Raw genomic sequence first — 23,673 nt, 5'->3', positions numbered from 1 at the left:
GGCGGACTCTATCCACTGCCGGTTGCCTTTGCAAACTACTCGGCTTCACCGAAGCGCTCAGAGACCAGGGTGCAGATGGCATTAAGTGCGTCGCTCTCATCACGGCCCTCCACCTCCAGCTCGAGTTCAGTACCCTGGCCAGCGGCGAGCAACATGAGCGCCATCACGCTTTTACCGTCCACGGACCTGTCTCCGCAGTTCACCTTGATATTTGAAGAGAAGCGGGCAGAGGTCTGGGCAAATTTACTGGCTGCGCGGGCGTGTAGCCCGAGTTTGTTAATGATGATGAGACGCTGCTTTTGCATAGGGGCTTGCGGTGTTTCGACTATCTCTGTTGTTCGCGGTGACGGACTTGAATATTGCCAAATTTATGCAGAAAAGTACGGGCTAGTTGCTCAACCATGTATACCGAGCGGTGCCTTCCTCCGGTACAGCCAATGGAAATACAGGTATAGCTGCGGTTGCTCTCTTGGAAGGAGGGAAGCCAGTTCTCTAAAAAGCCTGTGATGTCCGCTTCCATTTTGTTGGTTTTTGAATAGGAGCGTAAAAACTCGGCTACTTCGGGGTCCAATCCGGTTTTTTTTCTCAGGCTGGGTTCCCAATAGGGATTTGGCAGGCAGCGCAAGTCGAACATCAAGTCGGCATCCACGGGAACGCCGTATTTAAAGCCGAACGACTGAAAAAGGATTGCCATTCCCTCTGAGTGTTCGCCCACCACTCGGCTTTTAATTAGCTCTCGCAACTCATGTAGGCCAAGGCTGCTGGTATCGATCACCATATCCGCCATGGCTGAGATCGGTGTCAGCAATTCCCTTTCTTGTTTTAAGGCCTCGAGTAAGTGGGTGCAGTCATTGCTGAGGGGGTGTTTTCGGCGAGTCTCGCTGAATCGCTGTACCAGGACAGGTTCACGGGCATCCAGGTAGATAATGTCACACTGGACACCCGTGCTGCGCAAGGCTTCTATGACACGTGGAGCCTGCTTAATATCCTGCCAGAGGTTGCGTGCGTCTATTCCCAGGGCTAGGGGAGTGTTCCCCTTTGGGGTTTGTTGCTCGGCCCGCTTAATCAGTTCGGGCAGCAGGCTGATCGGTAGGTTGTCAATGCAGTTAAAGCCCACATCTTCGAGCAATTGTAGTGCGGAGCTTTTACCGGAGCCGGAGCGGCCGCTGATAATGACCAAGCGCATGGGGACCCCCTCTTTTTAGCTCTTTATACCATTTAATCGCTTGAGAAATGGTGTTTTTATTCCTAACGGTAATTTAAGGAGTGATTCAGGAGAATCTCAGTTGTTACCAGAATAAAAGTACAAAACCAGAATCAGGCTGCTGCGGCAGAATCTATGGCTAGGGCGTAGAGCTCATCACTACTGTCGGCTTTTCTCAACTTATCCCGGACTTGGCTGTTGGAAAAAAGCGCAGCGATTTCTGCCAGTGTATCCAGATGTTGTTGTTCTGAATCTTCAGGGACGAGTAAGACAAAGAGTAAGTCGACAGGTTGCCTATCGATAGCGTCGAAATCTATGGCGGGTTCGATTGTGCAAAGCACACCAATAGGTTGCTCACAGCCAGGAAGGCGGCAGTGAGGTATGGCTACCCCCTCGCCAATACCCGTCGAACCCAGGCGCTCTCGAGCGATCAATTGGTTGAATGTTGTGTCGGAGTCATGCTGTGGATATTGTTCGGCGATGGCTTGGGCAATATTGAGCAGCAATTTCTTTTTGCTGCTCCCCGCCAGGTGGCAAAGGCTCAGGCGGGGAGAAAGTAAAGCTTCCAGTGTCATAATTCAGCGGTGGTTCTGCAACTTCTCTTTGTGTTTTTTCAGTTGGCGGTCCAACTTATCTGTAAGCGCATCGATGGCTGCGTACATGTCTTTGTCTTCCGAACCCGCACAGAGGTCGTGACCATTGATATGTACTCGGGCTTCAGCTTTCTGGATCAATTTATCTACAGATAGAATAACTTGCGCGTTGGTTATGTTGTCATAATGCCTTGAGAGCTTTTCCAGCTTGTTCTCACAGTAGTTGCGCATTGGTGAGCTAACGTCGACGTGGTGACCACTAATGTTGATCTGCATGGATTTCTCCTTACCAGGTGCATCACAATACGGCGAGCCTCCTTTCGGGTCGCAACCCTACTAGGAAGTGGCCCAGAATGGAAGGATACACTCAAAGTTTGGAGTTCGGTTGTGAAGACGTAGCAACTGGCGCCAGGTTATGACTTGCTCCGCCTTTTGGGTCGCGCCCGGTATGGGCAAATTAAACTAGGCGCTTCCTTTCACTGGAGGAGGGGATACCCATTGATTCGCGATACTTGGCTACTGTGCGGCGGGCTACTTTGATGCCCTGCTGGTCTAGTTCCTGGGTAATTTTATTGTCGGATAGCGGCTTGCGTGGCGTTTCCGAATCAATCAGCTTTTTGATCAGGGCGCGAATGGCGGTTGAGGAGGCATCTTCGCCGGAGTCTGTGCTTACGTGACTCGAAAAGAAATACTTGAGTTCGAACACACCGCGGGGTGTGAGCATGTACTTTTGGGTGGTTACCCGGGAGATGGTGGACTCGTGCATGCCAATGGACTCGGCAACGTCTGCCAGCACCATGGGGCGCATGGCTTCTGGCCCCTCCTCAAAAAAGCCTTGCTGCTTTTCGACAATACAGTTGGCGACTTTCAGCAGGGTTTCGTGGCGACTCTGCAGGCTCTTCATAAACCAGCGAGCTTCTTGCAGATGGTCCCGCAAAAAGTTGTTATCTCTCGAGTTGTCCGCACGCTTAACCATTGAGGCATAGTGATTATTGATTCGAATCTTGGGAGTGATCTCTCCATTCAATTCTACTTGCCAGCGCAGGGCCTTGCGGGAAACGATGATATCCGGGATCACATAGTCCGGCTCCTGCCCGCCAAAGCTCTCTCCCGGATTCGGGTTTAGCGTCTGGATGAGGCGAATGGCCTCGCCGAGCTGGGCCTCGTTAAGGCGTGTGCGCCGACTCAGCTGGCGAAAATCTCTTTTGCCGAGCAGGTCTAAGTGTTTCTCAATGATGCTTTGCGCTTGGTCGAGCCAGGGGGTGGTTGGCGGTAACTGTTGCAGTTGCAATTGCAGGCATTCTTTTAGGTCCCGAGCCCCACAGCCGGCAGGCTCGAACTGTTGGATGGCCTTTAAGACTGCCAGTACTTCATCTTCATCTACAGCTAATGAGGAGGCAACCTCCTCTATTGAGGTGCCCAGGAGGCCGCTGGGGCTTATGCTGTCAATCAGGTTTTCACCGATCCACTTATCCTGCTCGGATAAAGGGGTCAGGTTCAGTTGCCAGCGCAGGTGGGCTTGTAAGTCGACAGAGGTGGAGTTGCGTTCGTAGCTGGAGGTATCCAGCTCTGGGTTTCCGCTGTGACTGGTGTAGATATCATCCCATCGGGAGTCGACAGGAAGCTCGTCGGGAATTGCCTGGTCCCAGTCCCCCTCAGCAAGCTCTCGTTCCTCAGTCGCTTGTGAAGTATTGTCCTGCACCCGCTCTGACTCGTGCTCAGTCAGAGATTGGCCATTCTCCACCTTTGAGGGTTGTTCCTCGCTATCCGCCTCCAGCATTGGATTGCTATCCAACGCCGCCTGAACCTCCTGCTGAAGGTCGAGGGTAGACAGTTGCAGAAGGCGGATTGCCTGTTGCAACTGGGGAGTCATAGTCAGTTGTGTGCCGAGCTTGAGCTGGAGTGACTGCTTCATAGTGGAGAGCCGCTGGCCGATAAGACAGTGTTTAGATCAATTTGTCCTAAGATGGCGCAGACTACCCCTCCCACTAATTTATTACAAGCAATAAACGTGCCGACCCGGTGATAGATGTTAGACTCGAAGCGGCTGAAGCATGAGGGATTAAGCTCAAATTGAAGAATTTAAGGATAGATATTGCCGTTTCATCTTAAATGGTAAATTCATGTCCTAAATAAACTTCCCGAACCTGCTGGTTGGCAAGAACATCTTCTGGTGTGCCTTCAGCGATGATGTGGCCCTCGCTGACAATGTAGGCGGTCTCGCAAATATCGAGGGTCTCGCGCACATTGTGGTCGGTAATGAGTACTCCGATATCTCGATCCCGCAGGTGGCGGATGATTTCTTTGATATCGTTTACCGATATGGGATCCACGCCGGCAAAAGGTTCATCTAACAGGACAAAGCTGGGGTTGGTGGCCAGGGCGCGGGCAATTTCTACTCTGCGGCGCTCGCCCCCAGAGAGTGCCATGCCCAAGCTCTGCTCAATATGGGTAATGTTAAATTCCTCAAGCAGGGCTTGAGCCTGTTGCTGTCGCTCGGCTCGTGAGAGGTCTTTGCGGGTTTCAAGGATGGCGAGAATATTGTCTTTTACGCTCAGGCGGCGAAATACCGAGGCTTCCTGGGGAAGATAGCCGATGCCTTTGCGTGCGCGCCCGTGCATGGACAGCCGGGTAATATCTTCATCGTCGATCATCACCCTACCTGCATCGGCCTGAACCAGCCCGGCAATCATATAAAAACAGGTGGTTTTACCGGCGCCATTAGGGCCTAGAAGCCCGACAACCTGCCCGCTGGAAACACTGACGGTGACATCCTGGACAACTTTTCTTTTTTTATACTGTTTCGCGAGGTGTAACGCTTTGAGCGTTGGCATAGTGTGTACCGAAATCTATCCATGCCGCGGGCAGAGTGGTGCCCGCCGGTGCAAATAATATCTGTTGCTTAGCGCTTGAGTGAAAGTTAGGGGGCTTGCTGCCCTTGGTTATCACTGGCGCCTTGCGTGTTCTCTTTTTTCTCGGGCTTCCATGTCATTTCTACGCGCCCCTTACCGGTTTGCCCCTTGGCGCTCATTTGTTCGGTAGAGAGATCGTAGTCAATTTTTTCTGCGGCCAGCGTATTGCCCTCACGGTCAACATGGGCCTTGCCTGTGAGCTGCAGTTCCTCAGAGCTCACCTGGTAAACAATACGCTGGGCTCTAGCTTTGACGGGATTTTCACCCTGAAGAATCTTTTGTTGGAAATGCGCGGGCTTGCCTACGGCTATGACGCGACTGATTTCTTTTTCTGGAGTGAAGTAAACCTCGACGCGGTCAGCCTGAATTTTCAGCGAACCCTGAGTGATAACAACATTGTTGCTATATACCACCAAGTTATTGTTGAGGCCGGCATTCATGGCATCAGAACTGATATTGATCCGCTGTTGGCGATCTTCTGGCAGTGCAACAGCCGTTGAAGCTATGAGCGCTAGTGCGGTAATAGCGGAGATTCTTAGCAAGTGGCGGTATTTAGTCAGTGTCATAGATGCTCTTTACGTCGGATAGGATTTCCATCCGGTCTTCATTCAGGTAAGCGCGCATACCCTTACCCGTTGTGCGGTTAGGGCCAGAGCTAATAGTAACAACTTTGTCTGTCTCGGCGAATTCCTTCGCGGGCAGAATTGTAATGCTCGATGTTTCCAGTTTGATACCGCCAGGGGCGGGTAGTTCATCAATTACGACATCGCCATCCAAGACTACTCGTTCACCACGATTGTAAGCGACCCCTTTGCGGGACTCGGTACGCCACTTCGGCTGGTCATCCTGGTAAAAGAGCATGCGGGGTTCCGCCAGGTCTGCCCGGTCACGACGTTTAAACTGGTAGTAGGTAATCTGATCTGCATCTACTCGGTAGGCGAGGTTTCCTTCCTCATTGAAGTGCCGTGTCTTGGCATTTCGGATGATCAGTTCTGCGGCCTTGTCATGCTGCTGGGGGGTCGGTCGTATCCCCAGCAGCTGATCGGGCGGGCTTTCCGAAAGCCACAGGCCAACACTGATTAGCGATACTACTAATAGCAGCGGCAGCCAAGTGCGCATTATTGCTCTCCAATATAGGGGGCGAGAGCCGAGTCAAAGGTTCCCTGCGCCTGCATGATTTGATCACAGGCTTCGCGCACAGCGCCTTCTCCGCCGCGAGCTCGGGTTACCCACAAAGCGCGCTCCTTGACGGGGGCTGCGGCATTGGGAGGAGCTATGGGGCAGCCGATGCGGGTCATCACCAGGAGATCCGGATAGTCATCGCCGATGTAGGCGATATCTTCTAAGCGGCAGGGTTCCCCTGCCAAAAGTTCCTGGAGCGCGGTAAATTTGTCTTCGCGCCCCTGAATCAGTTTATTGATGCCCAAGTCGTGAGCGCGGCGCTCCACCACGGAGCTGCGCCGCCCTGTAATAATGGCTACGCGAACCCCGGAGTTTTGCAGCATCTTAATGCCGTGTCCATCGAGGGTGTTAAAGGTTTTCAGCTCATTGCCATTGTTGTCAAAATAAAGTTTGCCGTCGGTGAGGACGCCATCTACATCCAAAACCAGCCAGCGTACTTTCTGCAGAGCCGCATTTAATTCTTTTTCTGAAACCACCAGAGTTTTCCTTAAAATGTAAATGGGGCACTAACGTGCCCAAAAAATTAATTTAATCTTTTAGATTACGCCGGCGCGCAGTATATCGTGCATATGTAGTACGCCTATTGGGTGGTGGGTTTCATCCTCTACGACGAGTGCGGTGATTTTATAATCTTCCATAATACGCAGTGCTTCCGCAGCCAAAGTCTCGGCGGATACCGTTTTAGGGCGGCGGCTCATCACTTGATCCATAGTGGCCTTATCCAGCTCGATCTTGTGGTCGATCACGCGGCGCAAGTCCCCGTCGGTAAAAACACCGAGTAGTTCTCCCTTTGTGTCGACAATGGTGGTCATACCAAACCCTTTGCTGGTCATCTCCAGTAAGGCTTTGGACAGCAGAGTGTCTGGCTGGACCTGGGGCAGCTCTTCCCCGGCATGCATGACATCTTCTACTTTTAGCAATAGACGTCGGCCAAGGGCTCCGCCTGGGTGGGAGAAGGCAAAGTCTTCGGCGGTGAAGCCCCTGGCTTCAAGTAGGGCTACCGCCAGTGCGTCGCCCATAACCAGAGTGACGGTGGTTGAGGAGGTTGGCGCCAAATTAAGAGGGCAGGCTTCAGTTTGCACTGAAATATCCAGATTGACTTCTGCTGCCTGTGCCAATGGGGAGTCAGTTTTACCTGTCATGCTGATCATGGGGATGCTTAGGCGCTTTAACAGTGGCAGTAAAGTCAGTACCTCTGCGGAAGAGCCCGAGTTTGAGATGGCGATCACCAGATCGTCCCGGGTGATCATTCCCAGGTCTCCATGGCTCGCTTCTCCGGGATGAACGAAAAAGCTAGGAGTACCAGTGCTGGCAAGGGTGGCGGCTATTTTGCGTCCGATGTGCCCCGATTTGCCCATACCCGTTACAATAGTGCGGCCGGGACATTGCAGGATCATCTCACAGGCGCGCTGGAAATTGCCGTTGATCCTTTGTTCTAGTTCGTCGACAGCCTCCGCTTCCATTCGAACGGTGCGCCTCCCAGCTTCCGTTATTAATTCTCGGGTCATTAAGTGCCTCTGCTTGCTCACTTCTAATTTACTAACCTTTTAGCTATTGAAAGTATCTGTGATAACTCTCTTTGCCCTGCTTTCTCTGGGCTTTCACGCATAAGTCGCAGGTGTCACGCTTTGTTATTGTCGAAGCTGACCCTGCGGTTGTCGTTCTAATCTATATTATTATGAACAGCTTAAAAGCGTGTAGGAAGGCCGGTCGATAGGGGGATGCCAAATGACACGCTCGTACACTACCACACCACCGGGCGCGGTCATGGTATAGTCTGCCGCCGCTGCTGTCAGCTATGTCACTCAGCGGATGAACGACAAATCCCCACTTCTGGGGAGAAATGCCAGCAGTCTCGTCATGGCACTTATTTACGCTGTGTGCGTCCAAGGAATGATTTGCTAATTGGAGAGTATTTGTGAATACATCATTTTGGATTGGTCGGTACGGGTTTTCCCGATGGCTAAGATTTGTACTTTGCGCAGCATTGGTGTCTGCTGTGGTCCCCGCTGCGAATGCCGATCAAAACCCTTATGTAATGATTGAGGGGGTTTCCCAAAAGCTGCTGGGTGTCATTCGCTCAAATGCCCAATATGCCAACTCTGACCCGCAGAGGTACTACAACGCCGTTGAGGGCGTGTTGACCCCGGTGGTGGACTTTGACTTTATTGCGCGCGGTGTTATGGGGCGTTACGCCAAGCAGGCTACCGCGACCCAGCGCTCCCGCTTTGCCAGCACTTTCCGTCGGGACCTGGTGGCAACATTTGCCCGCGGTGTGGCGAATTTTGGCGACCTCGATGTGAAAGTGGTAAACCCTGGGACTTTACCTAGCGGTAACCGGGTTAATGTTTTGCAGGAAGTGCGCAGCAAGGAAGGTATCACCAAAGTCTCCTACACCCTGGTGCGCAACCGTGCAGGTGAGTGGAAACTGATCAACGTTATCTTGAATGGCGTTAATTTAGGTAAAACTTTCCGCAGCCAGTTTTCCCAGTCTATGCAGTCCTACGGGGATATCGATAAGGTAATCTCCAACTGGTCCGCCGGGCAGGATGTTGCCGATAAAGTGAGCTAGTCGGCGAACTTCAGGGTGCGCAGCTGCGCACCCTCCTCGATTCAAGTACACTTGCGTGCTGTTTTTCAACTAACGCAAATCCCTCCTATGCAACCAGATGAAATCAAAGCCCTCATTGAGGGTCATATCCCCGAGAGTAATGTCGACGTCGCCTTTGAAGGTAGTCACCTGATGGTAACTGTGGTGAGTAGTGCCTTCGAAGGTCTGAGCCGCTTGAAAAAGCAGCAGCTGGTTTATGCCGCGCTAAACGACAAAATTGCTGACGGCACCTTGCATGCCGTGCAAATGCAGACCCTTACTCCAGAAGAAGCCAGTCGATAACCTGTCGCCTGTATCCAGGCGACCCCCGAAATATGAGACCGAATGGATAAGTTAATAATAGAGGGTGGTAGTCCAATTTCCGGCACCCTGCGAATCTCTGGTGCAAAGAATTCTGCACTGCCAATTTTGGCCGCAGCGCTTTTGGCTGATGGTCCGGTGCATATTCACAACCTGCCACATCTTAATGACATCACTACGATGATTACCCTGCTGCGCTGTATGGGGTGTGATATCACGGTTGATGAGAAGCTGGGTGTAGAAATAGACCCCCGTTCGGTCAACGATCTGACGGCGCCCTACGAGCTGGTAAAAACCATGCGCGCCTCGATTTTGGTGTTGGGCCCGTTGCTGGCCCGCCACGGTGTAGCCAATGTCTCTTTCCCCGGTGGCTGCGCTATCGGCAGTCGCCCGGTGGATATCCACCTGAAAGGGTTAGAGGCGATGGGTGCCGAAATAACCATTGATGGTGGCTTTATCCGGGCCCGCTCTAACGGCCGTCTAAAAGGCGCCAATATCGTTATGGAGAAGGTCACTGTAGGCGGTACGGAAAACCTACTGATGGCCGCGGTCTTAGCCGAAGGCACCACGGTATTACACAACGCAGCGCGCGAACCCGAGATCGTCGATCTGGCGGAATTTCTGATTGCCATGGGTGCTCAGATAGAAGGTGTTGGCACTGACACCATGCGTATTCACGGTGTTCCCAAGCTGGCTCCATGCACCTTCAGTGTTATGCCGGATCGTATCGAAACCGGTACCTTCCTCGCAGCGGCGGCTGCAGCGCGCGGCAAGGTTCGCCTTCTACATACGCGCGCGGATATCCTCGATGCAGTACTGTTAAAGTTTGAAGAGGCGGGAGCGCATCTCAGCTGCGGTGACGATTGGATTGAGTTGGATATGAAGGGCAATCGTCCTAAGGCGGTTAGCTTCCGTACCGCACCTTACCCGGCGTTTCCCACTGATATGCAGTCGCAGTTTACCGCTATGAATGCCGTCGCCGAGGGCAAGGCCGCCGTGGTGGAGACCATTTTTGAGAATCGCCTGATACAAGTACACGAGTTGAATCGTATGGGCGCGGATATCACCCTTGAGGGCAATACGGCGTTTGTCACCGGCGTCGAAAAGCTTAAAGGGGCACCCGTGATGGCTTCGGATTTACGCGCTTCGGCAAGTTTGGTGATTGCGGGAATGGTGGCTGAAGGTACTACCACGGTCGATCGTATTTACCATATCGACCGGGGTTATGAGTGCATCGAGGAAAAATTACAGCAACTGGGGGCGAATATTCGCCGAGTGCCTGGTTAGCAAATTGAGGCGGCCGCCTTTTGCCAAGGGCGGCTCTCGAAAATAAGCCGGCTTTAATAATGACTATGCAAATCACTATCGCCCTGACCAAGGGGCGCATCCTGCAAGAAACCTTACCTTTACTCGCAGCGGCGGGCCTGGAACCACTCGAAGATCTGGGGAAAAGCCGTAAGTTGATTTTCCCTACCAACTGCGAGGGGGTGCGCCTGCTCCTCCTGCGCGGTGTTGATGTTCCCACTTATGTGCAGCATGGCGCCGCGGATATGGGCGTTGCCGGCAAAGATACTCTGCTGGAGCATCGCGCCGATGGCATCTATGAGCCCCTGGATTTGGGTATCGCGCGCTGTCGCTTGATGACTGCGGGAGTGAAGGGGGCTGCTCTGCCAACAGGGCGGATCAAAGTGGCGACGAAATTTGTCGAGAGTGCCAAGCGCCATTATGCAGCTCAAGGAAGGCAGGCAGACATTATTAAGTTGTATGGCGCCATGGAGCTAGCCCCACTGATGGATCTGGCCGATGAGATTGTGGATATTGTCGATAGCGGTAATACCTTAAAGGCCAATGGCCTTGAGGCCCGCGAAATGATCGCACATATCAGTAGTCGCTTGATCGTCAATAAGGCTGCAATGAAGATGAAGTATCAGCCCATTAGTGAGCTGATCGAAAAATTGTCGGCGGCTGTCGCGCAAAACTAGAAGATTTTGAAGTTATGACTCGCAAGGTTATTCGCCGGCTGAATGCCACTGACACAAATTTTGATGTGCAACTAAAGCAACTGCTCGCCTGGGAGGCAGTCGCCAATGAGCAGGTTGAGGCAACGGTTGCTGAGATCCTGCAGCAGGTGCGCACTCGCGGTGATGCTGCGGTTATCGAATACACCAATCGCTTTGACCGTCGTCATCTTACTCAGGCAGAAGACTTTTTGTTAACGTCGCAGGTACTGGGTGAGGCCCTTAGGCGTATCGACTCAGAGGAGCGCGAAGCCCTGGAAATATCCGCCCGGCGCGTGCGCGAGTACCACGAGCATCAGAAGCAGGAGTCCTGGCGTTATACCGAGGCAGATGGCACGGTACTCGGCCAACAGATTACCCCGATGGAACGCGTTGGCATTTACGTACCTGGTGGCAAAGCCAGTTATCCGTCTTCTGTGTTAATGAATGCTATACCGGCCAAGGTAGCTGGTGTGGATTCAGTGACCATGGTGGTTCCAGCTCCTGAGGGTGAGATCAGTGATTTGGTATTGGCCGCAGCGGCTATTGCCGGGGTGGATCGAGTGCTCACCATCGGCGGCGCACAAGCCGTGGCTGCGCTGGCCTATGGTACCGAGACAATTGCCCCGGTAGATAAGATAGTGGGTCCCGGCAATATTTATGTGGCTAGCGCTAAGCGCTCAGTCTTTGGTCATGTGGCAATTGACATGATCGCTGGACCTTCGGAAATTTTGGTCATTTGTGATGGCGCTACCGATCCAGACTGGATCGCAATGGATTTGTTGTCCCAGGCCGAACACGACGAACAGGCACAATCCATCTTGTTGTGCCCCGATGCTGAATTTCTCGATGCGGTGGAGTCATCGCTGCAGCGCCAGCTGGCAGAGCTGCCTCGCGCATCAATAGCGGCCAAGTCTCTTCTCGATCGCGGTGCTCTGATCATGGTGGATTCCCTTGAGCAGGCAATGAAAATCTCCAACCGCATTGCTCCCGAGCATTTGGAAGTTTCTGTAGCCGATCCAGAATCTCTACTACCGAAAATTCGCCATGCCGGTGCGATTTTCCTGGGCCGCTATACTGCAGAAGCTCTGGGGGACTATTGTGCTGGTCCCAACCATGTATTGCCTACCAGTGGTACAGCGCGATTCTCTTCGCCCTTGGGTGTTTACGATTTTCAGAAGCGCAGTTCGATTATTTTTTGTTCCCCGCAAGGTGCCGATCAGCTCGGTCGTGTGGCTGCCACTCTCGCACGGGGTGAGGGGTTGGAAGCCCATGCTCGATCTGCTGCCTTTCGGATCAAGAAGTAAGCGTTCACCTTGTTGCGGTATCTGGCACCAGTAAGGTACACCATGCGTAAACTATTTCTGTGTTTGGCTACCCTGTCATTGTTTGGTTGTGTGACAACTGATGAAAATAACGTGGCAGAGTATGCTAAGACTGAGCAAACTCTTCCCTCTTTATCTCTCTTTGCCAAGATGCCTGAAGAGGATTTTGAACGGCGCTGCAATGACTATTCTGAAAGCTCTTTACTCAAACACTGCCAATACGATGTAGTGGATTACACGGAATTGTTTAGCGAGTTGGAGGCCTCCACCGTCTTCAATTCTGTGCATTTCGGCAATGACGATGTTCCCTATCAGTTATTGGTAAGCTCAGCTGGATATTCCGAAGAGGGTATAGAGGATATCGGTGAGGCGGTGATTGCAGGGGCCACCATGATGCTGGCTCCTGTGCGAACTACCCGGGATATCCATGTAGATGCAATCCTGACTTGGCATGGCCTGCCCTTAAAGCGCTACCAACTGGAATTTCCATTCACAACAACAATCAGTCTGTTGAGCTCTCCTGTCAATGCAGAGCGAGATTTAGCTAAGGTGGTGGCAGCCCAGCTGATTTCGCAGTTGCAGGGCGACAGGGCGATGGAGCCGGAATATCTCTATCAGTCAATTGGGGCGAGTGATTACCACACGACTCTTAATTTGCCTGAGTCGGTCGGCGAGTATGTGAGCAATCCCCTGGTGCTTGCCAGCCATCCTTTATTTGGTGCCCAGACGCGTTACGTGCATCGTCAGTTTCAGTTCGACTCGGTCGATGTGTTTGTCTATCCAATCCCAAATTGGGAATGGGGGGATCTTCAGCTGGCGCAGGTGCGGGAGTTGGATAGGGTTCGCCAGGAGCTGCACTTAGTGGAGAAAGAGGCGCAGTGGCAGGCGCTGGATCTTAACGAGGAAGCCTCTGAAACCTGGCATGTCCAGGGGCAGGATCTGCCTGTAACCAGGCTTTCAGGTTATTTTCTTGCCGCAGATGGGGAGCGCTTTGATACCCACACCTATCTATTTGTGCGTCAGGATAAGTTTATTAAGGTGCGAGCCTCTTTTTCCGGTGAGGGGAGAGGTAGGGAAGAAGTTGAGGCTTTTGCACGGGGATTAATTGCCAAGGCGAGTGTTCCCAGTGAGTCCCGCTTTATGGCCAATGTTCGTGAGAGCTGGCGCGAGAGGCAGGCCGGGAACTAGCCCGGCCTTCGCAGTCCATTAATTTATTGGCTTGCTCCCTTCCTTGGGAATTTGGGTTGCCTGCCAGGCGAGCACATACCAATCTCCTTGGCGCTTCACAAAGGTGCCCGTGTTGAAGTAATAATTTTTCTCCCCTTTATCGCTATCATTGGCTATCAATTTGAATGCCACTACTGCTGTATCTCCCAGCAGGCGGATATCGATATCTTCCGCAGCGTAACTCACCGTCATCGGCTCATCTGTGGCCTTTTCCATGCCCTGCATGATTTGCTCTTTACCAAATCGCTTGCCTGCGGAGCTGGTGTAGATAAGGTCCTCGGCCCAAAAGCGTTGATGGGCTTCAGCGCTGCTAGCGGCATTGTCGATAAAGTGGTGCAGCAGTTTCTGGAGATCCTCTTTGTCATCGGCTCTAGACTGACCCGCTGCGATAATCAGGAGAAGGGATAGCGTGATTGAGCGCATAACTTGGCTTCCTTGCTTCTTAAAGGATTACTCTGCGGGGGTTGTCGTATCTGGTTTGACTGACACTGTCGCCTCCACGGTATGGGATGCCCCCTCACGAGTGAAAGTGATGGAGATGGTGTCTCCAGGTCGCAGGGTGGCCATAGTGGCTTCGCCCTGTTTTCCATCGCCAATTGGCAGTCCATCGATATGGGTGATTACGTCCCCGGGCTTGAGCCCTGCATTGTGGGCAGGGCTTTCGTTGTAGATAGCGGTGATCATGACCCCCCCGGTGGAGGCGAGGTTGAACTCCTTGGCCATCTGCGGACTGATCGCGCTGGCTTCAATGCCTAACCAGCCGGGCACAACCCGGCCGTAGGCGATGATGTCCTGCATCACTTTGAAGGCGATATTGGCGGGAATAGCGAAGCTGATTCCGCCGGAATATCCAGACTGGTTCAGGATTGAGGTGTTGATACCGAGCAGGCGCCCACGAGAATCCACCAGTGCCCCGCCAGAATTGCCGGGATTCACTGCTGCGTCAGTTTGCAGGAAGTTTTGCAGGTGACTGCCGGTACCGGAGTTTTCCAGATGGCGCCCTTTGGCGCTGATTATACCTTGGGTCACAGTTTGACCGACTCCAAAAGGGTTGCCGATTGCCAGTACCACATCACCTACCTGGGCAGCCTCGGGCTCGCCCACCGAGATAGAAGTGAGGCCGTCCAGTTCAATTTTCAAAACCGCAAGGTCAAAGTCAGCATCACTGCCGACCATGCGCGCCTGCGCCTCGCGACCATCGGCCAGCAGAATAACGATCGCGTCTGCCTGGTCGACCACATGGTGGTTGGTGAGAATATAGCCATTGTCACTGACGATAACCCCGGAGCCCAGGTTTGACTGCATGCGCTCTCTTTGTGGGACGTTCATGTTATCGAACAAACGGCGAAAAAGGGGGTCATTAAATAACGGGTGTTGCCGCTGTGGCAGGGCCATGCGGGTATAGATGTTGACTACGGCGGGCCCAGCCATATTCACAGCCTGGGCATAGGATACCGGCCCCTGCCAATCCTCCTGGGAGGGTTTGGGGTTTACGCCACGCAGTTGCGGAAATATAACCAATAGCAGGGCGGCCATTGCCAAGCCGATCAGGGCAGGCAGGGCCCAATCCTGTAAAAAGCGATTTTGGGACACTCGAGACTCCTCTTTGCGCTGATTATACACACGTCTTGTCGGGGATTCGCCGAGAAGGGAGCCTGCTGCTGTTTTGGTGGTGCTGTATAGGAACCGAGGAAGAGTTAATCGGAATGAAAAGTAGGTGCTCCGTCGAGGCTTCTATGAATGGGCCGCTGTAACGATTATTGACTGTCTATTCTTGGGCGCCCTGGTTCTTAAAAGGTGTTATTCATAGAGGGCTAGTATTCAGAGCAGCCCTATCAATATTTACCGTAAATTCTCCAAGCAATCTTACGGATATCTTTAAATCAATCCCCAATCTTTCAAAAGCCTCTTAGCTGTTCTATGGGATTGATTGGGAGCACCTGCGCAAAAGTTTAGCGTTGCTCTTTTGTGCTCCCTCCTTATTTCACGATTATTGTTATTAGCCCTCGATACTTATTGGAGGTTTGTATTTCATTGGCTCTTCTCTGTGGGGCTGAAGTTTAAGCAATGCGTCGCCTTTTGAAATTGCGCCCTTGAAGACGTAAAGGCTTGCTGGAGTATTTGTTGTTGAGGCGAGCCTTTGGTTGCTGGTATTCCCAATGTCCACGGAGTTCCAGTGACCTGGGTCTATACTGCCCTCTCTGTATCGGTTTGACATTGGTCAGTCTGTGCAGATGCGTATAATAGCCAGTCGATAATTGACTAACCGGCAAATTTTGTATTTGGAGACCAAAATGTCCTTAGTTCGCCCCCACGGCAGTGTTGAGCTGCAGCCTCGCTTCGTTTATGACAGCGAGCGGCATCACCAGTTGATGCATGAAGCGGAGTCGTTGCCCTCTATTGTGGTCAGCTCTGCCGCTGCCGCCAACGCAGTCATGCTGGGAGCGGGCTACTTCAACCCCCTGCACGGTTATATGAATCTTGCCGATGCCCTGAGTGTGGCTGCCACCCTGCGCACAGTCGATGGTTTGTTTTGGCCGGTACCAGTACTGAATGTTGTTGAAGACACCAGCGAAATTGAGGGCGCGTCTCGAATTGCCTTGCGTGACCCGAATGTTGAAGGCAATCCTGTATTGGCGGTAATGGACGTGGAAGCGATCGAAACCGTTTCCGATGAGCAGATGGACACCATGGCCGAACAGGTCTTCGGTACCCTGGATGATAAGCACCCCGGTGTAGCCACCTTTAAGTCTGCTGGTCGCAAGCTCATCTCAGGCCCGATTGAGGTGTTGAACTTTAGTTACTTTATTAGTGACTTCCCGGATACTTTCCGTACAGCAGTGGAAATTCGCAACGAATTTGCCGAGCGTGGCTGGAGCAAGGTGGTCGCCTTCCAAACCCGTAACCCTATGCACCGCGCCCACGAAGAGCTGTGCAAGATGGCTCTTGAGGCCGTCGAGGCGGACGGAGTTTTGATTCACATGTTGCTGGGGCAGTTGAAACCCGGTGATATTCCGGCACCGGTACGCGATGCTTCGATTCGCAAGATGGTGGAGCTGTACTTCCCGGCCAATACCGTGATGGTAACCGGTTATGGTTTCGATATGCTCTATGCAGGCCCTCGTGAAGCCGTGCTACATGCGTTATTCCGCCAGAACTGTGGTTGTAGCCACCTGATCGTAGGTCGCGATCACGCTGGTGTTGGAGATTACTACGGCGCTTTTGATGCCCAGACTATTTTCGATGAGAAGGTTCCTGAAGGGGCTTTGGAAATAGAAATCTTCCGTGCCGACCACACCGCTTACTCAAAGAAGCTCAATAAGGTGGTGATGATGCGTGATGTGCCGGATCACACCAAAGAAGACTTTATTCTGCTGTCTGGCACCAAGGTGCGTGAGATGCTTGGGGATGGTATTGCCCCGCCGCCGGAATTCTCCCGTCCGGAAGTGGCGCAGATCCTGATGGATTATTACCAGAGCCTGTAAATCTTCAGGTTCAATGAGAAAAGGCGGGTCACCCCGCCTTTTTCTTTGCCTCTCTCCTGATCTCAATTGAAAAAGTGAGATCAGAAATTTTGAGGATGTAGCGGTTAGCTGCCTACATGCGCCTCTTTTTCAAGGCCGTAGTCCTCGTCGAGGGTGCCTTTGGCACCGGGTTCTTTGGGCGCCCAATCTTTCGGCGGTCCCATCTCTTGGAGTTGCTTGTCATCTTCTTTCAGCTTGCCACTACCCGCTTCCAGCATTTGTCGGCCTATATCCTGATTGGATAGTCTCAAGGCGCTGTTGGACAGGTATTCGTGAACTTCTTTGTAGCTTTCGGTCAGGTTGTGAACTAACTGAGAGGTTTGGTCGAAGTGTTCATTGACCTGCAGCTGAAAATCCTCGAGTTTGTTATTGGCCTCGCGCAGGCGTTGCTCCAGCTCCTGAGTGCGATCGACACTTGTGCGTCCCCGAATCGCCAGGTAGGCCAAGAAAGCACCCAGCGTCATGCCGAGGATGCCAACTAAAATTAATACCGATGTAGAGTGCACTTCCTACCTCCCGAACTTGCTCTTATATGGCACTGGCGATCCCTGGTGCATGGTGATGGATGGTGGTTACCTGGGCAATGTTATTGCTTGGGACCCTGGGTAGCCATCTGCAAGTGGCTGTCGCCCCCTGTTAGCGGGCCCAGTATACGCGATTATTAATCCGACAATTAAGATTGTTGGTTAATTGCGACACGCCAATTTACCGCCAGTTCCGAATCGCCGGTATTGGCTGGCGAATCGGACGGGGATCAGATAATTGGTAGGGTCTAAGGGTACTACCTATATTATTGCAACTTTGCCGCCTAGGCGGCTCGGTGGTGAATTTGTTAGAGTGCGCGCCTGTTACTCGGTTGTTGAAGAAATTTTCATCTATGTTGCCCGCCAAACCTCTCTTACATTCCCCCCTTGAACGCTATGAGAGCGACCTGCAGCGCCCTGATTTTATTGAGGACCTATCCCAGCGGGCGGCGGTTCAGGAACTGCAGGATCTACACCTGCGCCTGGTGGCCAGGGCTAAGCGGGGTTTTCTCGCAAGTCTGGTTTCACGCTTGCGCGGCGCCGATGTCGGTCCTGAGCGGGGCCTCTATTTCTGGGGCGGGGTAGGGCGGGGTAAGACCTATCTGATGGATGCCTTCTATGAGTCTCTGCCGTTTGAGCAGAAGCAGCGTACCCATTTTCACAGGTTTATGCGCCAGGTGCATCAGGATCTGAAAGAGTATGCCGGGGAGAAAAACCCGCTGGAAAAGGTGGCCGACAAGATTGCGCGAAGGGTACGGGTGCTCTGCTTTGATGAGTTCTTTGTGTCCGATATTGCCGATGCCATGATCCTAGCGGGCCTTCTGGAGGCCTTGTTCCGTCGTGGGGTAACGCTGGTGGCGACCTCCAATATTGTGCCGGAGGGGCTCTATAAAGATGGCCTGCAGCGGGCCCGCTTCCTGCCGGCAATCGACCTTTTACAGCGCCACACCAAGGTGGTGAATGTGGATGGTGGCACCGATTACCGGTTGCGTACCCTGGAACTGTTGGAGCTTTATCACGCACCGCTCGACAAGGCGGCAGACGAAAACCTGTCCAACAGTTTCTCCCGGCTAATCGTGGACGGTTGTGAAGTGCGCAGTAATGTGGACTTGCAGGTTGAGGGGCGCCCCATTCGGGCTCTAAAGGTGGCGGATGATGTTGCCTGGTTCAACTTTACCGATCTGTGCGATGGTCCCCGCTCACAAAATGATTACATAGAACTGGCACGGGAATTCCAGACGGTTCTTCTCGCGGCGGTGCCGAAGTTTGACGAGCGTATGGATGCCCAGGCGCGCCGTTTTATCAATCTGGTGGATGAATTTTACGATCGTTGCGTAAAACTGGTGATCTCTGCGGAGGTGCCGGCAGAGACGCTCTATGGCGGGCAGCACCTGCGTTTTGAGTTCGAACGCACGGTCAGTCGCCTACTGGAAATGCAGTCCAGGGAGTACTTGGAAAGGGCGCACCGCCCGGAATAGCCCCATCGTATAAACCGCTTGAAAAGCGAGCACTCCTTTTGTACTATCCGCGCTCTTTTGTGGGACGGCCCCTAATACCAGGGGGTCATATTACAGGTGTTTATAACATGAAGACATACAGTGCCAAGCCAGAAGCGGTAAAACGCGACTGGTACATTGTTGACGCTGCGGACAAGACCCTCGGCCGTATTTCCGCCGAGATCGCCCACCGCCTGCGCGGCAAGCACAAGCCTGAATACACGCCCCACGTGGACACTGGCGATTACATTATTGTGATCAATGCCGAGAAGGTTCGCGTGACCGGCAACAAGGCCAAAGACAAGATCTACCACAGCCACTCCGGCTATCCCGGTGGTCTCAAGTCCATCAGCTTCGAAAAGCTGATCGAAAAAGCGCCCGAGCGCACCATTCAAAGCGCCGTTAAAGGCATGCTGCCGAAAGGTCCTCTGGGTCGCGCCATGTTCAAGAAGCTGAAAGTATACGGCGGTAGTGAACATCCTCACGCGGCGCAACAGCCGATTGAACTGGCGATCTAAACGGGAAGAAATCTGATGGCAACTACTCAATACTACGGTACCGGCCGCCGCAAGACCTCCACTGCTCGTGTATTCATCGTACCCGGTGAAGGCAAGATCAGCGTAAATGGTCGCAGCCTGGACGAATACTTTGGCCGCCAGGTGGCTCGCATGATCGTGCGTCAGCCGCTGGAAAAGGTCGACATGGTCGAGAAATTCGACATCATCGCAACTGTTAAAGGTGGTGGTTCCTTCGGTCAGGCGGGTGCAATCCGTCACGGCCTGACCCGCGCCCTGATGCAGTACGATGAGGAGCTGCGTCAACCGCTGCGCGCCGCTGGTTTTGTTACCCGCGACGCCCGTGAAGTTGAACGTAAGAAAGTGGGTCTGCGCAAAGCGCGTAAGAAGCCGCAATTCTCCAAGCGTTAAGCTTTCTTTTTGGCCCGGCAACTGCCGGGCTTTTTTCTATCCGGTAGTTGTGATTTGGAATTTCCAACCGGGAATTGTTCAATTTCTCGCAATTTCACCGCGCAATTCCAGACGTTCCCCAGGTCTTTGCCTTGTATCAAAATGGCATTTTCTTTAACATTGCGCGGATTTGTATCCGCTTGATTTGTGGGGTTTATTCGCGCGGGCAATCTGCCGGAGCGGGACTTCTTTCAAGACTTTTTGGGTTTGGGCCAGCGCATTTCCGGCTTGTCTGGGATCGCTGTGATGGGAGAACTACGTCATGAGTGATGACGGTGTAAATGTAGGACGGCGCCGTTTCTTAACCGCTGCTACCTCTGTAGTTGGTGGTGCGGGTGCGGTTGGGGTGGCCGTACCTTTCGTCGCTTCCTGGAAGCCGAGTGCCAAGGCGAAAGCTGCGGGTGCTCCGGTTAAGTACAACATTAGCAAACTTGAGCCGGGCCAGATGGTCACCGTTGAGTGGCGCGGCAAGCCGGTATATGTGGTCCGTCGTACCGACGAGATTTTACAAGACCTGGAAAAGGTGGAGCCGCTATTGCGGGACCCTAATTCCGAGGAGTCTATCCAGCCGGCTTATGTAAACCCGGAAAACCGCTCTATCAAGCCGAAGCTGTTGGTTCTGGTTGGCCTGTGTACCCACCTGGGCTGTGCGCCGATGTACCGCCCTGAAGTCGGTGCTGCCGACCTGGGTGGTGACGACTGGATGGGGGGCTTCTTCTGTCCCTGTCACGGTTCCAAGTACGATATGGCTGGCCGTGTATACGCTGGTGTTCCGGCGCCTACCAATCTGGAGGTTCCGCCTTATTCCTATGAGAGCGATGACGTAATCGTGGTTGGTGTAGACCAGGAGGGCGCTGCATGAAATGGCTAGCAAATTTCGGTGACTGGGTTGATCAGCGTCTGCCGATCTACCAGGCCTGGGATAAGCATATGGGCAAGTACTACGCGCCCAAAAACTTTAACCTCTGGTACTTCTTCGGCGTATTCTCCCTGCTGGTGCTGGTCAACCAGCTGCTGACCGGTATCTGGTTGGTAATGAGTTTTAACCCCTCTGCAGAGGGCGCTTTTGCCTCTGTCGAATACATCATGCGTGATGTGGAGTGGGGTTGGTTGATCCGGTACCTCCACTCGACAGGTGCGTCTGCCTTCTTCGTGGTGGTGTATCTACATATGTTCCGCGGTCTGATGTACGGCTCTTATAAGCCGCCCCGCGAGCTGGTGTGGATCTTCGGCATGTGCATCTACCTGGTGCTGATGGCGGAAGCCTTTATGGGCTACGTACTGCCCTGGGGCCAGATGTCCTACTGGGGAGCCCAGGTGATTATTTCCCTGTTTGGCGCTATTCCCGGTATCGGTGAGATGCTGGTTGAGTGGATTCGCGGTGATTACCTTATTTCTGGTATTACCCTGACCCGCTTCTTCTCCCTGCATGTCATTGCCCTGCCTCTGGTATTGGTATTGTTGGTGGTATTGCACATTCTTGCGCTGCACGAAGTGGGCTCCAATAACCCTGACGGTATCGAGATCAAGAAGAACAAGGACGAGAACGGCATCCCCAAAGACGGTGTGCCTTTCCATCCCTATTACTCTGTTCACGACCTGGTTGGTATTGCGGTATTCCTGTTTATCTTCGCAACCGTGGTGTTCTTCTTCCCCGAGATGGGCGGCTTCTTCCTGGAGCACGCTAACTTTGAGGAGGCGAACCCGCTGAAGACGCCGCCGCAAATTGCCCCGGTTTGGTATTTCACACCTTTCTATGCTGTGTTGCGTGCAGTAACGATGGATATTGGCCCTCTGCCGGCTAAATTCCTCGGCACTGTTGCTATGGGCGCGGCGATTGCGGTGCTGTTTGTACTGCCCTGGCTGGATAAGAGCCCGGTGCGCTCCATCCGCTACAAGGGTTGGTTGCCTAAGGCGTTGCTGTTGGTATTTGCTGCAGTATTCATCATCCTCGGTTACCTGGGGGTTAAATCTCCTACTCCGGATCGCAACTTCCTGTCTCAGGTCGCGACTCTGTTCTACTTCGCCTTCTTCCTGACCATGCCGGTCTGGACGAATCCGAAGAGCAAAAAAGGCATTGGTTCCTGGGTTGTAAGCATCGGCTTCGGTGTGCTGTTCCTGTGGATGGCCGTTGCCAATCTCTCTGTGAATACTTTCATGGCTGTGGTAACCCTTCTGCTGGCGGGCTTCTTTGCCGCTCTGCCGTGGATTACTAACCGCGATGACGTATATCCGGAGCCTGAGCGTGTAACCAGCCCGTCTGGTGCCAAGACTTTCGGTATCCTGTTTATTGGTATCGTGGTTGTCGGACTGCTGACCTTTATTCCCATTAAGGCGGTAGGTGCCGAGTCCAGCGTTGAGCTGGACCACATCAATATCGATCTGCAGGACAAGCCGTCCCTGCAGCGCGGTGCCAAGTACTTCGTCAACTACTGCATGGGCTGTCACAGTGCCAACTACTCCCGCTGGGAGCGCGTTGCCACCGATCTGGATATCCCTAATGAGCTGATGATGCAGAACCTGGTTCTGGGCAACGACAAGATCGGTAACCTGATGGAGATCTCCATGCGCCCGGATGACTCCAAAGTATGGTTCGGCGCCACGCCGCCGGACCTGACGCTGGTGGCTCGCTCCCGCTCCCCGGAATGGCTCTACACTTATCTCCGCAGTTTCTACAGGGATGACAGTCGGGCTACCGGTGTGAACAACCTGGTCTTCCCCAGTGTCGCCATGCCCCATGTTTTGATGGAGCTGCAGGGTTTGCCGGAGTGTGCTCCTGGCCCTAAGCGCGACCACGGCAAGATTGTGCGCGATGAGCTGGGCAACCCCATTATGGATGCGGATTGTGGCAGCCTGAAAGTGGGCAGCGTGAAGGGCTCCATGAATCCTGAAGAGTTCGACCAAGCTATGTATGACTTGGTTAACTTTATGGAGTACATTGCCGAGCCTATGGCTGAAGATCGCAAGCGCATTGGTTTCTACGTGCTGGCGTTTATTTTTGTATTCTTTATCTTTGCCTGGCTGTTGAACCGCGAGTACTGGAAAGACATACACCACTAAGTTTCGCCGGTTTCTCTTTGATGGGTGGTGGAGTTGCTCCGCCACCCTTTTATATTTTGAATAAAAGGTTGGCGCCTGCCGACCGACTAGTTTGAGGTAGATTGAACATGGGTGTGCCTACCAACAAGCGCTCCTCAATGACCTTCTTTTCCGATGGTCGCAGCCACTACAGCCACCGTGTGCGCATTGTGCTTGCAGAAAAGGGAGTTTCCGTCGATATCATTGATGTCGATCCCGATGATAAACCAGCCGAGCTCGCTGACCTCAACCCTTACAATTCGTTGCCGACCCTGGTAGACCGTGATTTGGTGTTGTTCGAAACCAAGGTAATGATGGAATACCTGGACGAGCGTTTCCCACACCCGCCGCTACTGCCAGTTTACCCGGTTGCCCGTGCTCAGAGTCGCCAGATCATGCACCGCATTGAGCGCGACTGGTGTCCGTTAGTGGATAAGATTCTGGCCGGTGGAAAGGATGTAGCTTCCGCCCGGAAGGAACTGCGCGATAGTTTCGTGGGCATCGCGCCGATGTTTACCGAGTTGCCGTACTTCTTTAATGAAGAGTTCTCCCTGGTAGATTGCTGCATGGCCCCCCTGTTGTGGCGTCTCGAGCAATTTGAAATCAGCCTGCCCAAAACCAAGCAGGTTAAGCCACTGCTGGATTATATGGATCGCCTGTTCGCTCGCGAGGCTTTCCAGCAGAGCCTGACCGAGTACGAACGGGAAATGCGTTGAGGATACTTCTGTGAGTAAG

Annotated in this window: 26 protein-coding genes; 13 read left to right on the top strand and 13 right to left on the bottom strand. The window is 53.0% G+C overall.

Features of this window, described 5'->3' with window-relative positions:
• Window positions 1-35: 35 nt before the first annotated feature.
• The 10 genes from ACJJID_RS12465 to ACJJID_RS12420 all read right to left on the bottom strand — a co-directional run bounded on the left by ACJJID_RS12465 (window position 36) and on the right by ACJJID_RS12420 (window position 7,399).
• Window positions 36-305 carry an HPr family phosphocarrier protein gene (locus ACJJID_RS12465; RefSeq protein ID WP_444919761.1) on the bottom strand — a complete coding sequence of 90 codons (270 nt, stop codon included), beginning with the start codon at window positions 303-305 and terminating at the stop codon, window positions 36-38.
• Between the two features lie 20 nt (window positions 306-325).
• Window positions 326-1,186 carry an RNase adapter RapZ gene (gene rapZ, locus ACJJID_RS12460; RefSeq protein WP_444919760.1) on the bottom strand — a complete coding sequence of 287 codons (861 nt, stop codon included), beginning with the start codon at window positions 1,184-1,186 and terminating at the stop codon, window positions 326-328.
• A 131-nt stretch (window positions 1,187-1,317) separates the two neighbouring features.
• Window positions 1,318-1,779 (bottom strand): PTS IIA-like nitrogen regulatory protein PtsN, encoded by a 462-nt coding sequence (gene ptsN / locus ACJJID_RS12455; protein ID WP_444919759.1) that lies wholly within the window; start codon window positions 1,777-1,779, stop codon window positions 1,318-1,320.
• 3 nt (window positions 1,780-1,782) lie between these two features.
• Window positions 1,783-2,073, bottom strand: a complete 291-nt coding sequence (gene hpf / locus ACJJID_RS12450; protein WP_152454569.1) for a ribosome hibernation-promoting factor, HPF/YfiA family — start codon at window positions 2,071-2,073, stop codon at window positions 1,783-1,785.
• A gap of 181 nt (window positions 2,074-2,254) precedes the next feature.
• Window positions 2,255-3,712 (bottom strand): RNA polymerase factor sigma-54, encoded by a 1,458-nt coding sequence (locus ACJJID_RS12445; protein ID WP_444919758.1) that lies wholly within the window; start codon window positions 3,710-3,712, stop codon window positions 2,255-2,257.
• A gap of 193 nt (window positions 3,713-3,905) precedes the next feature.
• Complete coding sequence (gene lptB, locus ACJJID_RS12440) at window positions 3,906-4,631, bottom strand: LPS export ABC transporter ATP-binding protein (protein ID WP_444919757.1); 726 nt, start codon at window positions 4,629-4,631, stop codon at window positions 3,906-3,908.
• An 86-nt stretch (window positions 4,632-4,717) separates the two neighbouring features.
• The gene (lptA, locus tag ACJJID_RS12435; protein ID WP_444919756.1) at window positions 4,718-5,275 is read right to left on the bottom strand and encodes a lipopolysaccharide transport periplasmic protein LptA; all 558 of its coding nucleotides are present in this window, start codon (window positions 5,273-5,275) and stop codon (window positions 4,718-4,720) included.
• Entirely contained in the window at window positions 5,262-5,828 is a 567-nt protein-coding gene (gene lptC / locus ACJJID_RS12430; RefSeq protein ID WP_152454565.1) for an LPS export ABC transporter periplasmic protein LptC, read from the bottom strand. The genes lptA and lptC overlap by 14 nt, the downstream gene beginning before the upstream one ends.
• Window positions 5,828-6,367, bottom strand: a complete 540-nt coding sequence (locus ACJJID_RS12425) for a KdsC family phosphatase (protein WP_444919755.1) — start codon at window positions 6,365-6,367, stop codon at window positions 5,828-5,830. Before ACJJID_RS12425 ends, lptC begins: the two co-directional genes overlap by 1 nt.
• A 60-nt stretch (window positions 6,368-6,427) precedes the next feature.
• Window positions 6,428-7,399: a KpsF/GutQ family sugar-phosphate isomerase gene (locus ACJJID_RS12420; protein WP_444919754.1), complete on the bottom strand. Its 972-nt coding sequence runs from the start codon at window positions 7,397-7,399 to the stop codon at window positions 6,428-6,430.
• Between the two features lie 410 nt (window positions 7,400-7,809).
• Between ACJJID_RS12420 and ACJJID_RS12415 the strand changes: the two genes are divergently transcribed.
• From ACJJID_RS12415 to ACJJID_RS12390, 6 genes are all read left to right on the top strand, one after another.
• Window positions 7,810-8,463: an MlaC/ttg2D family ABC transporter substrate-binding protein gene (locus tag ACJJID_RS12415; protein WP_152454562.1), complete on the top strand. Its 654-nt coding sequence runs from the start codon at window positions 7,810-7,812 to the stop codon at window positions 8,461-8,463.
• A gap of 87 nt (window positions 8,464-8,550) precedes the next feature.
• Window positions 8,551-8,784, top strand: a complete 234-nt coding sequence (locus ACJJID_RS12410; RefSeq protein WP_152454561.1) for a BolA family protein — start codon at window positions 8,551-8,553, stop codon at window positions 8,782-8,784.
• 42 nt (window positions 8,785-8,826) lie between these two features.
• Window positions 8,827-10,089: a UDP-N-acetylglucosamine 1-carboxyvinyltransferase gene (gene murA, locus ACJJID_RS12405; protein ID WP_152454560.1), complete on the top strand. Its 1,263-nt coding sequence runs from the start codon at window positions 8,827-8,829 to the stop codon at window positions 10,087-10,089.
• Between the two features lie 59 nt (window positions 10,090-10,148).
• Window positions 10,149-10,784 carry an ATP phosphoribosyltransferase gene (hisG, locus tag ACJJID_RS12400; RefSeq protein ID WP_444919753.1) on the top strand — a complete coding sequence of 212 codons (636 nt, stop codon included), beginning with the start codon at window positions 10,149-10,151 and terminating at the stop codon, window positions 10,782-10,784.
• A 14-nt stretch (window positions 10,785-10,798) separates the two neighbouring features.
• Window positions 10,799-12,106, top strand: coding sequence for a histidinol dehydrogenase (gene hisD / locus ACJJID_RS12395; RefSeq protein WP_444919752.1), 1,308 nt, complete (start codon window positions 10,799-10,801; stop codon window positions 12,104-12,106).
• A 42-nt stretch (window positions 12,107-12,148) separates the two neighbouring features.
• Entirely contained in the window at window positions 12,149-13,312 is a 1,164-nt protein-coding gene (locus tag ACJJID_RS12390; protein WP_444919751.1) for a hypothetical protein, read from the top strand.
• 18 nt (window positions 13,313-13,330) lie between these two features.
• On the opposite strand, the gene ACJJID_RS12385 is transcribed toward ACJJID_RS12390, so the two are convergent.
• Both ACJJID_RS12385 and ACJJID_RS12380 read right to left on the bottom strand, forming a co-directional pair.
• Complete coding sequence (locus ACJJID_RS12385) at window positions 13,331-13,774, bottom strand: nuclear transport factor 2 family protein (RefSeq protein ID WP_444919750.1); 444 nt, start codon at window positions 13,772-13,774, stop codon at window positions 13,331-13,333.
• A gap of 27 nt (window positions 13,775-13,801) precedes the next feature.
• Window positions 13,802-14,944, bottom strand: coding sequence for a trypsin-like peptidase domain-containing protein (locus tag ACJJID_RS12380; RefSeq protein ID WP_444919749.1), 1,143 nt, complete (start codon window positions 14,942-14,944; stop codon window positions 13,802-13,804).
• Between the two features lie 701 nt (window positions 14,945-15,645).
• Here ACJJID_RS12380 and sat point away from each other — a divergent pair.
• Window positions 15,646-16,836: a sulfate adenylyltransferase gene (gene sat, locus ACJJID_RS12375; RefSeq protein ID WP_444919748.1), complete on the top strand. Its 1,191-nt coding sequence runs from the start codon at window positions 15,646-15,648 to the stop codon at window positions 16,834-16,836.
• A gap of 104 nt (window positions 16,837-16,940) precedes the next feature.
• Here the strand turns inward: sat and ACJJID_RS12370 are convergent, their stop codons facing one another.
• Window positions 16,941-17,381 carry a YhcB family protein gene (locus tag ACJJID_RS12370; RefSeq protein ID WP_444919747.1) on the bottom strand — a complete coding sequence of 147 codons (441 nt, stop codon included), beginning with the start codon at window positions 17,379-17,381 and terminating at the stop codon, window positions 16,941-16,943.
• A 371-nt stretch (window positions 17,382-17,752) separates the two neighbouring features.
• Between ACJJID_RS12370 and zapE the strand changes: the two genes are divergently transcribed.
• From zapE to ACJJID_RS12340, 6 genes are all read left to right on the top strand, one after another.
• Window positions 17,753-18,877 (top strand): cell division protein ZapE, encoded by a 1,125-nt coding sequence (zapE, locus tag ACJJID_RS12365; RefSeq protein ID WP_444919746.1) that lies wholly within the window; start codon window positions 17,753-17,755, stop codon window positions 18,875-18,877.
• A gap of 107 nt (window positions 18,878-18,984) precedes the next feature.
• Complete coding sequence (gene rplM, locus ACJJID_RS12360; RefSeq protein ID WP_152454552.1) at window positions 18,985-19,413, top strand: 50S ribosomal protein L13; 429 nt, start codon at window positions 18,985-18,987, stop codon at window positions 19,411-19,413.
• A 15-nt stretch (window positions 19,414-19,428) separates the two neighbouring features.
• Window positions 19,429-19,821, top strand: coding sequence for a 30S ribosomal protein S9 (gene rpsI / locus ACJJID_RS12355; RefSeq protein ID WP_152454551.1), 393 nt, complete (start codon window positions 19,429-19,431; stop codon window positions 19,819-19,821).
• Between the two features lie 301 nt (window positions 19,822-20,122).
• The gene (petA, locus tag ACJJID_RS12350; RefSeq protein WP_444919745.1) at window positions 20,123-20,722 is read left to right on the top strand and encodes a ubiquinol-cytochrome c reductase iron-sulfur subunit; all 600 of its coding nucleotides are present in this window, start codon (window positions 20,123-20,125) and stop codon (window positions 20,720-20,722) included.
• Complete coding sequence (locus ACJJID_RS12345; RefSeq protein ID WP_444919744.1) at window positions 20,719-22,920, top strand: ubiquinol-cytochrome c reductase; 2,202 nt, start codon at window positions 20,719-20,721, stop codon at window positions 22,918-22,920. Before petA ends, ACJJID_RS12345 begins: the two co-directional genes overlap by 4 nt.
• 107 nt (window positions 22,921-23,027) lie before the next feature.
• Complete coding sequence (locus ACJJID_RS12340) at window positions 23,028-23,654, top strand: glutathione S-transferase N-terminal domain-containing protein (RefSeq protein WP_444919743.1); 627 nt, start codon at window positions 23,028-23,030, stop codon at window positions 23,652-23,654.
• The last annotated feature ends 19 nt before the right edge of the window (window positions 23,655-23,673 follow it).

It is taken from the genome of Microbulbifer sp. CnH-101-G (assembly GCF_052466775.1).
This window is presented reverse-complemented; position numbering and strand designations above follow the sequence as displayed.

Coding starts and splice junctions, on each gene's coding strand:
- ACJJID_RS12465 (WP_444919761.1), bottom strand. CDS start 305: ATGCAAAAGCAGCGTCTCATCATCATTAACAAACTCGGGCTACACGCC.
- rapZ (WP_444919760.1), bottom strand. CDS start 1,186: ATGCGCTTGGTCATTATCAGCGGCCGCTCCGGCTCCGGTAAAAGCTCC.
- ptsN (WP_444919759.1), bottom strand. CDS start 1,779: ATGACACTGGAAGCTTTACTTTCTCCCCGCCTGAGCCTTTGCCACCTG.
- hpf (WP_152454569.1), bottom strand. CDS start 2,073: ATGCAGATCAACATTAGTGGTCACCACGTCGACGTTAGCTCACCAATG.
- ACJJID_RS12445 (WP_444919758.1), bottom strand. CDS start 3,712: ATGAAGCAGTCACTCCAGCTCAAGCTCGGCACACAACTGACTATGACT.
- lptB (WP_444919757.1), bottom strand. CDS start 4,631: ATGCCAACGCTCAAAGCGTTACACCTCGCGAAACAGTATAAAAAAAGA.
- lptA (WP_444919756.1), bottom strand. CDS start 5,275: ATGACACTGACTAAATACCGCCACTTGCTAAGAATCTCCGCTATTACC.
- lptC (WP_152454565.1), bottom strand. CDS start 5,828: ATGCGCACTTGGCTGCCGCTGCTATTAGTAGTATCGCTAATCAGTGTT.
- ACJJID_RS12420 (WP_444919754.1), bottom strand. CDS start 7,399: ATGACCCGAGAATTAATAACGGAAGCTGGGAGGCGCACCGTTCGAATG.
- ACJJID_RS12410 (WP_152454561.1), top strand. CDS start 8,551: ATGCAACCAGATGAAATCAAAGCCCTCATTGAGGGTCATATCCCCGAG.
- murA (WP_152454560.1), top strand. CDS start 8,827: ATGGATAAGTTAATAATAGAGGGTGGTAGTCCAATTTCCGGCACCCTG.
- hisG (WP_444919753.1), top strand. CDS start 10,149: ATGACTATGCAAATCACTATCGCCCTGACCAAGGGGCGCATCCTGCAA.
- hisD (WP_444919752.1), top strand. CDS start 10,799: ATGACTCGCAAGGTTATTCGCCGGCTGAATGCCACTGACACAAATTTT.
- ACJJID_RS12390 (WP_444919751.1), top strand. CDS start 12,149: ATGCGTAAACTATTTCTGTGTTTGGCTACCCTGTCATTGTTTGGTTGT.
- ACJJID_RS12385 (WP_444919750.1), bottom strand. CDS start 13,774: ATGCGCTCAATCACGCTATCCCTTCTCCTGATTATCGCAGCGGGTCAG.
- sat (WP_444919748.1), top strand. CDS start 15,646: ATGTCCTTAGTTCGCCCCCACGGCAGTGTTGAGCTGCAGCCTCGCTTC.
- zapE (WP_444919746.1), top strand. CDS start 17,753: ATGTTGCCCGCCAAACCTCTCTTACATTCCCCCCTTGAACGCTATGAG.
- rplM (WP_152454552.1), top strand. CDS start 18,985: ATGAAGACATACAGTGCCAAGCCAGAAGCGGTAAAACGCGACTGGTAC.
- rpsI (WP_152454551.1), top strand. CDS start 19,429: ATGGCAACTACTCAATACTACGGTACCGGCCGCCGCAAGACCTCCACT.
- petA (WP_444919745.1), top strand. CDS start 20,123: ATGAGTGATGACGGTGTAAATGTAGGACGGCGCCGTTTCTTAACCGCT.
- ACJJID_RS12345 (WP_444919744.1), top strand. CDS start 20,719: ATGAAATGGCTAGCAAATTTCGGTGACTGGGTTGATCAGCGTCTGCCG.
- ACJJID_RS12340 (WP_444919743.1), top strand. CDS start 23,028: ATGGGTGTGCCTACCAACAAGCGCTCCTCAATGACCTTCTTTTCCGAT.